Annotated in this window: 9 protein-coding genes and 1 pseudogene; 8 read left to right on the top strand and 2 right to left on the bottom strand. The window is 25.1% G+C overall.

The features are described 5' to 3' along the window. A pseudogene (locus tag AB668_RS00650) lies at positions 1 to 299 on the bottom strand (hypothetical protein); the annotation flags it as partial. Positions 300 to 536: 237 nt separating this feature from the next. On the opposite strand from AB668_RS00650, the gene AB668_RS05870 reads away from it, so the two are divergent. From AB668_RS05870 to greA, 7 genes are all read left to right on the top strand, one after another. After that, on the top strand, positions 537 to 767 hold the full coding sequence (locus AB668_RS05870) for a hypothetical protein (RefSeq protein ID WP_050517187.1): 231 nt from the start codon (positions 537 to 539) through the stop codon (positions 765 to 767). A gap of 191 nt (positions 768 to 958) precedes the next feature. After that, positions 959 to 2,710, top strand: a complete 1,752-nt coding sequence (locus tag AB668_RS00640; RefSeq protein WP_050517186.1) for a ribonuclease J — start codon at positions 959 to 961, stop codon at positions 2,708 to 2,710. A 149-nt stretch (positions 2,711 to 2,859) separates the two neighbouring features. After that, positions 2,860 to 4,095, top strand: coding sequence for a hypothetical protein (locus AB668_RS00635; RefSeq protein WP_050517185.1), 1,236 nt, complete (start codon positions 2,860 to 2,862; stop codon positions 4,093 to 4,095). A gap of 5 nt (positions 4,096 to 4,100) precedes the next feature. Next, a complete protein-coding gene (gene uvrC / locus AB668_RS00630; protein ID WP_050517184.1) occupies positions 4,101 to 5,855 on the top strand; it encodes an excinuclease ABC subunit UvrC in 1,755 nt (584 codons plus the stop codon). Between the two features lie 141 nt (positions 5,856 to 5,996). Continuing rightward, positions 5,997 to 7,337 (top strand): FAD-dependent oxidoreductase, encoded by a 1,341-nt coding sequence (locus AB668_RS00625; protein WP_050517183.1) that lies wholly within the window; start codon positions 5,997 to 5,999, stop codon positions 7,335 to 7,337. 9 nt (positions 7,338 to 7,346) lie between these two features. Then, on the top strand, positions 7,347 to 8,849 hold the full coding sequence (locus tag AB668_RS00620) for a dicarboxylate/amino acid:cation symporter (RefSeq protein ID WP_050517182.1): 1,503 nt from the start codon (positions 7,347 to 7,349) through the stop codon (positions 8,847 to 8,849). Between the two features lie 130 nt (positions 8,850 to 8,979). Beyond that, positions 8,980 to 9,453 carry a transcription elongation factor GreA gene (gene greA / locus AB668_RS00615; protein WP_050517181.1) on the top strand — a complete coding sequence of 158 codons (474 nt, stop codon included), beginning with the start codon at positions 8,980 to 8,982 and terminating at the stop codon, positions 9,451 to 9,453. 41 nt (positions 9,454 to 9,494) lie between these two features. Here the strand turns inward: greA and ald are convergent, their stop codons facing one another. After that, positions 9,495 to 10,613: an alanine dehydrogenase gene (ald, locus tag AB668_RS00610; protein ID WP_050517180.1), complete on the bottom strand. Its 1,119-nt coding sequence runs from the start codon at positions 10,611 to 10,613 to the stop codon at positions 9,495 to 9,497. Between the two features lie 196 nt (positions 10,614 to 10,809). On the opposite strand from ald, the gene AB668_RS00605 reads away from it, so the two are divergent. Then, positions 10,810 to 11,256, top strand: a 447-nt coding sequence (locus tag AB668_RS00605; protein WP_152908010.1) for a hypothetical protein, incomplete at its 3' end; no start/stop codon positions are given.

The raw sequence follows: 11,256 nt of genomic DNA, 5'->3' as shown, positions 1-11,256 counted from the left end.
TTTTCTAAAATATCTTCACTGTTTTTTGTAAATATTGCAACGTTTCCATACTCTTTAACATCAGTACCTGTTTCAATTAATTCTTTTTTCTTTTTTGATCTTTGACCAACTGGAATTGGTGTTTCAAAAGGTACAAATTGAAAATCTATTATTTCACCAACTATTTCCAGATCAACTGGTATAGCTTTTCCGTTAACGTATTTACTAGTTCTTTTTACAACTTTATATTTTCCAAAATAATCTTTTACAACTGTGTTTTTAGGTCTTGCAACCTGTCTTATTTCTAAAGGTATCGCCATTTTATCTCTCTTTCCCTTTTATATAGCATTATATCTATATTATAGCATAAAAAAGACATAAAATAATAGTTTTTTTAACTTATTTCATGTCTGTTTAAATTAATTTTAAGTAATTATTCATGCTTGAGCTTATACATTTTAAGGTTATTTATAAAAAACTGCTTAATTTTCAAGTTTTTCTATAGTCATATTAGGTAGAACTTTTATAATGTAAAACTGAAGTTAAAACTCCAGCTGATGAAGCTAACCAAGGCAAAGGATCATCTGGAGCAAAAGATCCAGAAAAAAATGAATCTGAAGGATCAGGAGATGCTGCTGGCGGAGAAACAGAAAACAACTCTGGCGGAGGATCGGTGAACAATGCCACTGGTGGAGGAACAGAAGATACTGATACTTCAAGAACAGAATCTGATACTTCAAGAACAGAAAGTAATAGCTAATCAACCACTGCTTAATAATTCATATTAAAACAAGTCCTAGAAACTTGTTTTTTTATTATTACCAACTAACTTAACTACTAAAACAATTCTATTATTCAATAATAAAAATTTATAAGTTAAAATATATATTAAGAAATAAACTTTTAACTAATCTAACGATTAAACGCGATTAGTGAGATTTTATAATATTAAGATGAAAAATGAAAGGAATTTTTTATAATGCCAAATATTAGATTTACAGCTCTTGGTGGACAAGATGAAAAGGGTAAAAACCTTTACATTTTAGAAATTAATGATGAGATGTTTATATTAGATGCTGGGTTAAAATATCCAGAAAAAGGTATTTTAGGAATTGATACTGTTATTCCTAAATTAGACTTTATTAAACAAAATAAGAAAAAGATTAAAGCAGTATTTTTAACTAATCCTAGTGCGTATAATATAGGATCATTAGGTTATTTATTAAAAGAAATTGATGCTCCTGTTTATTGTAATGAAATTACAGAATTAATTGCAAAAATCAAAATCGAAAGAATGAGATTAAAACATAAAGAAAAAATGTTTAAAACAGTTAAAGATAAAGATGTAATTAAAATAGGAAATGTTAAAGTTGAAGTATTTAGAACAACTTCATCATCTCCACAATCACTTGGTTATGCATTTTGTACTGATTTAGGATCAATTATTTATGTTGGAGATTACATAATTGATGGAAAAGAACAATCTTATTTTTCAACTGATTTTAGTCACGTTGCTGAAATTGCTAAAAAAGGAGTTTTAGCATTTATTTCAGATGCAGAATTTGCTTCACGTACTGATTTTACTGTTCCAAATCATAAAATCGATCGCTTTATAGCAGCACCATTTAAAGAAAAGAAAACAAAAATAGTGGTAGGAATATTTGAAGAAGATATTTATAAATTAAGTGAAATTTGTATGGCTGCTATTGAAAATAATAGAAAAATTGCAGTTTATGGAAGAACAATGGATGCCGTTTTAAAATCTAATTTAATTCATGAAAATTTAGTAATTAAAAAAGATTCATTAATTAGCATTCAAGAATATATGCAATCAGATGATGGAGTATTAATTATTTCAGGTAATGCTGATGATTTATATTCTAAATTAATGAAAATAGCTACTGGAAATGATCATGTTGTTGAATTTACAGAAAAAGATGTAATTATTTTAGCAACTCCACCAGCTGCTGGAATTGAAAAAAGACATGCTCAAATTTTAGATGAATTAGCTAGAACTGATGCTAAATTAGTTTCATTAAGTGATAAAAATATTTGATCAATGAGAGCAAGTTATGAAGATATTAAAATGATGACTTCACTATTAAAACCTAAATATTTCATTCCAATAAAAGCATTATACAAAGAATGTTTAAAAGCTGAAAAAGTAGCAATTGAAGCAGGAGTAGAACCTGGTAATGTTGGAATTATTGATAATGGTGAAACACTAGTATTATCTAAAAAACATTTAGCTATATCTGAACATATGGTTGATGAGGGAAATATTTATGTTGATGGTGTTGGAATTGGTGATGTTGGTTCTATTGTTTTAAATGAAAGAAAACAATTAGCAACTGATGGAGTTATTATAGTTGGTGCAACTATTGATTCTAGAAATAAAGAATTAGTTTCATTAATTGATACACAAATGCGTGGAGTATTATACATTCAAGAAGATAATCCAATCTTTAAAATAATTCAAAAAGAAGTAACTAATTTAATTTTAGAAGGTCAAACATTATTTAAACAACACCCAAATAAATACGATCTATCTGAAATTAAAAAAGATATTACAAATAAAGTAAGAAGTTTAGTAAGACAAGAATCAGGAAAAAATCCTATTGTTTTAGCAATTATTAATGAAACTGATGGAAAAGTATTTGTTGCAAAACAAACTAAAAAAAGACACAACAATCAAAATAAAAACAACTCAAAACCTAAAAAAGCTCAATAATTAAAAAGCGTTTTACTCTATTTAAAATAGAAAAAACGCTTTTATAGTCAACTATTAGATTTGTAAAAATAAGATTGTTAAAATATATAAAAAGAGTCAAGTTAATATTAGATATAATAAAAAAAGTAATAATAAAGGAATTAGAAAAGATGCAAGAACAACAAGTGATAAAAAATAAACAACAACTTTATAATGAAGACAAAACTATTATTTTTAAAAGACATAAAAAAAAGTATAAACAAGACTCAGTTGCTTGAGTAGTAAACGGTTTTTTATTATTATTTTTTATTTCAATTAGTTTTGGAAGAATTACTCTTATAGGTCAATTAATTGATGATATTTTATTTAACTATATTTTTGGTTGAGTTAAATATTTGGTTTATTTAATATTATTAGCTTTTGATTTATGTATTTTTATTCAAATAAAATTTAAGTTTAAAATAAGATTTAAATTAATGCTTTTAGCTGGTTTTATTATAATTTTATGTTTAACATCTTTAATTTTATTTACTGTTATGTATCAAACTAATTCTAATGTTTATAAAATAAACGCTTTATGACAAAAAAATATTTTTAATGAAATTATAAAAACATACAATCAACAATGAATTAATTACTCAGTTTTTAATAAACAAAATTATAAAGTTTTAACACATTATTTAATTAATCCTGATGGATATTTCAACCCTTATTTAGGTGGTGGAATTATAGGTAGTTTTATTATTGCTGTATTATTATATACTTCTCTACCTACTACTTATATAATTGTTATTTTTATTAGTTTTATTTACTTTAATTGAATTTTAACTGGTGATGGATTTTATTTATTTAAACCTAAACATAAAAAAAGAGGTAAAGCGTTAAGAATTTTATACTTATCATCTAAAGATAGTCCAATTTATGCTGAACTATTAAATCAAATACAAATAAATGATCAAGATCTAAAAGTTAATAATAATTTAAATAAACTAGATAATTTAAATACTAATTTATTATTTGATAATAAAGATATTAATAATAGTGATCTAATCATCCAACTACCGTCATATGTTAAAGTTAAAAAAGAAGAATTAAAAGATTTTAAAAGTATTTTAGAAGATGATTATGATTTAAAATATGATCTAGAAATTGATCAAACTGAAGTGATAGATGATGTAAATATTGATGATGAAGAAGAAAATTTTGATAAAGAACTTAATTTAATTAATATTAAAATTAATCAAAAAGACGTTCCTATTGAACAAGCAAGACAAGAGTTTTGACAACAAAGAGATATTAATCCATTTGGGTGAAATAAAAATCAACAAATTGAAGAAAATGAAAATAAAAACAATACTTTAGATAAAATATTATCAGATGATGATACACTTACTTTTAACAAATAATTATTATGAAATTAGAACAAAAAATTAATTTATTACCTAATAAACCAGGTTGTTATTTATATTTAGATAATTTAAAACAAGTCATATATGTAGGAAAGGCTAAAAATCTTAAAAAAAGAGTTAGTTCTTATTTTAATCGTGCTCATAATATTAAAACTACAAGATTAGTTCGTGAGATTGATGATATTAATTATTTTATTGTAAATAATGAAAAAGAATCTTTAATTTTAGAAGAAAACTTAATTAAAAAATATCACCCTAAATATAATATTTTATTAAACGATGATAAAGCTTATCCTTATATTGTAATTACTAATCAAAAAGATCCAACTTATAAATATGAAAGAAAATACGATAAAAAAGCTTTAAGAAATTATGGCCCTTTACCATTAAAAAGTAATGCTAGAGCTATTTTATTAACTTTACAAAGATTGTTTCCTTTAAAAAGATGTAAAGGTAATTTAAATAAACCTTGTTTATATTATCATTTAAACCAATGTTCTGGAGCTTGTTTTAAACAAGTTGATCCAAGTTATTATTTAAATCAAATAAAACAAGTAGATAAATTTTTTAAAGGCGATATTAGTCAAGTTAAAACTAATTTAATTAATCAAATGAATAAAGCAAGTGAATTGTTACAATTTGAACAAGCTCAAAAAATTAAAGAACAACTTGATAGTTTAGAATTTATTACAACAGCTCAAAATGTTGAGTTTAATAGTGATAAAAATATTGATGTTATAAATTATTATTTAGATGATAATAGAATTTGTTTTGTGATTTTATTTTATAGAAATGGTCAATTAACTTTTAAAGATGAATATGTTCAAAATTATGAGAGTCAAGAAGTAGTTGAACTATTAAATAGTTTTTTACAACAAATTTATAATAAAAATATTACTCCTGATATTTTATTAATTCCTAATGAAATTGAACTATTAGATATTGATCAAAACATTTTAAACTTTACAAGTCACAGTTTAAATAAACAAGATCAAATTCTAATTAATTTAGTAAAACAAAACGCTATTGAACTATCTAATAAAGCTAAAATATCAAATAACGTTAATTTAGGAGGTGAAGATGAAATTCTAACTACACTTCAACAAATATCAAATATTAGAACATATCCAAATTATATAGAAATGTTTGATATCTCGAATATTTATAATCAATTTATAACTGGAGCTTGTGTTGTATATAAAAATGCTAAAGTTATTAGAAATGAATTTAGAAAATATAATATTGATTCAACTTATACATCTGATTTTGATCGCATGAAGTTTATGATTAAAAAAAGATTTACTAAAAAATTAGAAACTAATGATATTTTACCTGATCTAATTATTGTTGATGGATCATCAGCTCAAATAACAGCTTGTAAACAAGTTTTAGATCAATTAAATTTAGATATTGATGTGATTGGATTAGTTAAAGATGAACATCACAAAACTAGAGCATTAATTGATATATACAATCAAACTGTTGATATAAAACAATTTAAAAAACTTTATAATTGATTGTCTGGTGTTCAAATTAGAGTTGATGAATATGCTAAATCTGGATTTAGAAAAAAATATCACAATCAAATTCAAGATCAATTATTAAATATTAAAGGAGTAGGAAGAAAAACAAGTCAAGAATTATATAAACATTTTAAAACTATTGATAATATTAAAAACTCAAATTTTGATGAATTAAATAAAGTAGTTAAAAATAAAAAGATTGCTGAATTAATATTAGATTATTTAAATGATTAAAACTAGTTATGATTGTATACGATAAACAAAATTAACCCTTATTTTTTTAAGTTATAATATAAATTAAGATAGAATTAATCTATTTCTATTAAAGAAAGAAATTGATTTTATTTTTTTCTTTTTAAACTTTAGGAGGTATAAATGAGAATAGTTATTATTGGTGGTGCTGCTAGTGGGATGACTGTGGCTAGTAGAATTAAAAAACTATCAAATCAAACTGAAGTTATAGTTATTCAAAAAGAAAATTATGTTTCACTTGGTGCTTGTGGGTTACCTTATTTTGTAAGTAATAAAAATTTACAACCAAATAATTTACTTGCAAGAAGTGTTGAACAATTTAATGAACAAAATATTGTAATTCATACTAAATCAGTAGTTGAAAAAATAGATGATCAATCTAAAAAGATTTTATATCGTAAAGATGATAATTTAATAGAGTTATCATATGATAAATTAGTTATCACAACAGGAGCAAAACCTATTGTTCCTCCAGTTAAAGGAATTGAATTAGATAATATTTTCACTTTAACAAGATTAGAAGACGGTATTAAATTAAAAGAAAAATTACAAAATGATTCTATTAAAAAAGTAGCAGTTATTGGTTCTGGTTTTATTGGTTTAGAATGCTTAGAAATGCTTGCTGAATTTAATAAAGAAATTACTTTAATAGAAAAAGAATCACAACTAAACAAAAGGGTATTTGATAAAGAAATTACAGATTTATTAGAAGAAAATCTAATAAAAAATAACATTAATATTATTAAAAATAATGGTTTAGCTTATTTTGAAAAATCAGACTCAAATAATATTAATATAGTTTTAGAAAATAATTCAAAACTAGAAGTAGATTTGGTTATTTTAGCTCTAGGATTTAGACCAGCTACTGGATTTTTAAATGATTCAAATATTGAAATGTTAAAAAATGGTGCAATTGTAGTTGATAATAAAGGAAGAACTAACTTAGCTGATATTTGATCTTGTGGAGATTGTGCTACTTCAATTCGTAGAATCACAAAACAAAATACATATACTCCACTAGCAACTGTTGCTAGAAAATTTGCTAAAGTTGTGGCTGATGATATTTTAGGAATTGATAATGAATATCAAGGAACATTACAAACTGCTATTGTAAAATCATTTGATTCTGAATTAGCTTCAACTGGAATTAATGAATCAACAGCAAAAGAATTAAATTATGAATATAAAACAGTATTTATTAAAGATTATGATCACCCATCATATTATCAAAATCCAACACCTTTAGCATTAAAACTAATTTTAAATACTAAAACTAATACTTTATTAGGAGCACAAATGCATGGAAGTAATTTATCAGTGATGAGAATTAACTTTTTAATTAGTTTAATTTGAAATGAAATCAAAATAGATGATTCATTAACTCAAATAGATCTACCATATGCTCCACCTTTTTCAAGAGTAGTAGACATCGTACATATTGCTTTAGAAAAAATATTAAAATAAGGAGGTTAAATGATATTATCTGATAAAAAACCTAATGTTCTGCTTGATAAATTTTTAGCAATCAGTAGTTGACAAGCACTTGTCTCAATACTTGTTTTTTCACTTATTAGTGCTTTGTTATGATTTGGATTTAAAAAATATAAAATAAAGTTTATTTATAGAATTTTAATAGCGTTAGCTTTAGGACTAACTTTTGGTATTGTAATTCAAGCAATAAATAATTTTCCAAAAGAAGGGTTAAGTAATATATCATGAGCAGTTCAATTAGATATATGAGTTTCATTATTTAAAAAGATCTTTATTAATGGAATTTTATTATTAACTACTCCAGTTGTGTTTTTAGCTATTTTTAGAGTAGTTTCAAAACCAGGAAAGAAAAATATTGCTAGAATTTCAATTAAAGCAACATCGCTATTACTTTTAAATACTGCTTTTGCATTTATTGTTACATTTTGAATAGGTATTTTATTAAATGTAGGAAAAGGTGTTGATCTACAACCTATTGGAGAAAGTGCTAATAAAAAGTTTGAAACCCAAGCTTTACCAACTATTATATGAAATTATTTCCCAGCTAATTTTGTTCAACCATGATTAGCAAATGCTGTTGTTCCTTTAATGGTATTAGGATTTTTATTTGGTAATTCAGTTAAAATATTATCTAAAAAAATGCCTGAAGAAATGGAAAAAATTAGAAAAACTGCTGATGTAGCTTGAAAATTAGTTATTTCTGTTTTAATGACATTTATGAAAATAATGCCACTAGCTGTCTTTTCAATGATTACTAATTCAATTATTTCTAAACCAATTGGTGCTTTATCTTCAATTGGAAAAGCTATTGGAGTTGGTTATATTGGATTAACTATTTCACTAGTTTGAATCACTTTAATGTTACTTGCATTTAGAATTAATGTTATTAGTTGATGAAAACACTCTTTTAAAGTTCTAATTCAAGGATTTGCAACTCAATCATCAAATGCGACATTACCAATGTTAATCAATACTTTAAAAGATGATATTAAAGTTGATGATAGTGTTGTTTCAACAGCAGCTCCACTTTCATCTACATTAGGTTTAATGGGGTGTGCTGGAGTTCAATCAGGAGTTATTACAAGCTTTTTATGAACTGGAGCTCAACACGATAATAATCTAACGAGTATGGGATTAGTAGTATTTTTCATTTTAGCTTTATTTATTACTTTAGTAGCATCACTTGGAATTAGTGGAATTCCCGGAACTGCCACAGTAGTTACTGCTGGAGTGTTAGCTGGATTAGGATTTGGTGCTTACTTTCAAGGAGTTTATTCAATTATCGGAGCTTTAGATGGTATTTTTGATATGGGTAGAACTGCAGTTAATGTAACTTCAGGAGCTGCTATTAGTACAATTGTAGGTAAAACTGAACATTTAATAGAAGATAGTACAACTATAATTTCAGAATCTGAAAAACAAAGAATGAAAATCTCTTTAGATAAAAAACTTAAAAAGCAACAAGAAAAAGAATTAAAAAAATAATAAACAAGAAGAAGTTTTAATTAATAATAGATAATAATATTAATATAATTATCTTATTTAAGTTATAAATATATCTATAGAACTTTAAATTTCAATATTATATAATTTAAAAGATATAAGGAGAGAAAACATGTCACAAGAAATCATTTTAACTCAAGAAGGATTAGAAGAATTAAAAGTTGAACTTAAACACTTATTAGAAGTTGTAAGACCTAAAGTTATTGAAGAATTAGTTGAAGCACGTAACCAAGGAGATTTAAGTGAAAACGCCGATTATGATGCTGCAAGAAATAGACAAGCTGAAGTTGAAGCAAGAATTAAAGAAGTTGAATCATTAATTAATAGAGCTAAAGTTATTGATGATTCAAGTGATTCAAGTAATGAAGAAGTTAAAATTGGTTCAACAGTAGAATTTGTTTCTAACTTAGATAAAAAAGTAAGAGAAATCAAAATTGTTGGAGCTATTGAAGCTGATCCTTTTTCAAATTTAATTTCAAATGAATCACCAATCGCAAAAGCTATGTTAGGTAAAAAAGCTGGAGTAACTGTTGAAATTAAAGACATTGCAAAACCATATAAAATTACTATTAAAAAAATTAAATAATATGAATAAAAAATCTAGCGTGAGCTAGATTTTATTTTTTATTATATAGCTTTATCTACTTCAGTGTATTGCATATCTAATGAATCAGCTACATTTTTATAAACTAATTTACCATTAACTGTTTGTAGACCTAATTTTAATGTCATGTTTTCTTGAACAGCTTTTTTTCAACCTTTTGTTGCAATTTCTACTGCATAACTAAGTGTAGCGTTAGTTAAAGCAATTGTTGAAGTTCTTGGAGCTGCTCCTGGAATATTTGGAACTGAATAATGAATAACACCGTGCTTAATAAATGTAGGTTCAGCATGTGTAGTTGCATGATCAATTGTTTCAACACTTGCTCCTTGATCGATAGCTACATCAATAATAATACTGTTTGGTTTCATTGTTTTAACCATTTCTTCAGTTACTAGTTTAGGAGCTAATTTACCAGGAATTAATACAGTTGAAATAACTACATCACTTTCTTTAACAGCTTGTGCAATGTTTGCGTGATTTGATTTTAATATAGAAATTTTATCTCCATAGATTTCGTGTAATTGTCTAATTCTATTTTCATTAAATTCAATTACTGTAACTTTAGCTTCCATTCCTGTTGCTAATCTAAGTGCAGCTGTTCCTGCAACTCCTCCACCAATAATTGTAAAGTTAGCTTTTGGTGTTCCAGGAGTTCCGCCAGGAAGAATTCCTAGTCCATCATGAGTTGTGTTTTTTAATAATAAGTTTGAAGCTGTAATAACCGCCATTCTTCCGGCAACTTCACTCATTGGACGCAATAATGGTAATGCTCTATCTGGTGTTTGAACAGTTTCATAAGCAATTGCAACAACTTTATTTTTTACTAATTCTTGTGTTAAATCTTTTAATCCAGCTAAATGGAAGTATGTAAAAATAATTTGATTTTCATAGAAGTATTTGTATTCTGATTTTAAAGGTTCTTTAACTTTAATAATCATTTCTTGTTTTCAAACTTCTTCTACATTTGCAGTAATTTTTGCTCCTGCTTTTTTGTATTCTTCATCAGCAAATCCACTACCTAATCCAGCTCCTGATTCAACTAAAACTTCGTGACCATTTCTAACTAGTTCTACAACACCACTAGGTGTAATACCAACACGGTTTTCGTTTTGTTTAATTTCTTTGGGTAAACCTATTTTCATATTCTTCTCCTTGATTAAAGGTATTTATTTTATAAAATATCAAATTATTAATATTCTTTGACACTTACAACTTTATTTTATCATTACTTTTAAATCAAAATCATAGATTATAAAAAGTCTGGAATATCAAACAAAATGATACCTTACCAATTATATGTTTTGGATCCAAAACATATAATTGGTAAAGGAGGTTAGAATGTTTACTATTTTAGACAATAAGTCATATGCAGAAATTAAAAAATGTATATTAGATATCTTTGCAAAGGATCCTAAAAGATCATGTTTATCAATAGCAAAGCAATTTAATAAATCTGTTTCTACTATAAAAAGATATAAGAAAGAATATCTTGATTTTATAAATACCGGAAAGGAGATAATACTTTCTCATAAAAATGTAAATAACAAGAATGCGCAAAAATATAGTGATGAAACAATATACAACTTGGGTGAAGTTTATCAAGGAGAAATGAAAATAACAGGAGGAGAGAACAATAACAGTAGTTGTTCATTTTTGACGTTGAAAAATTATCATAGTTGTTTAAAAGAAAAATTTGGTTATAAGATTTCATATTCTAATTTAGATAAAAGATTAATAAAACAGGGTTTTGCTAGTGCATACTGTAAGAGAAAAACTAGAAAAGAA

It is taken from the genome of Mycoplasma sp. HU2014 (genome assembly GCF_001199495.1).
GTDB lineage: Bacteria > Bacillota_I > Bacilli_A > Mycoplasmatales > Mycoplasmataceae > Mycoplasma.
Note: the sequence above shows the minus strand (reverse complement) of the source record. Positions and strands in the feature narration are given on the sequence as shown.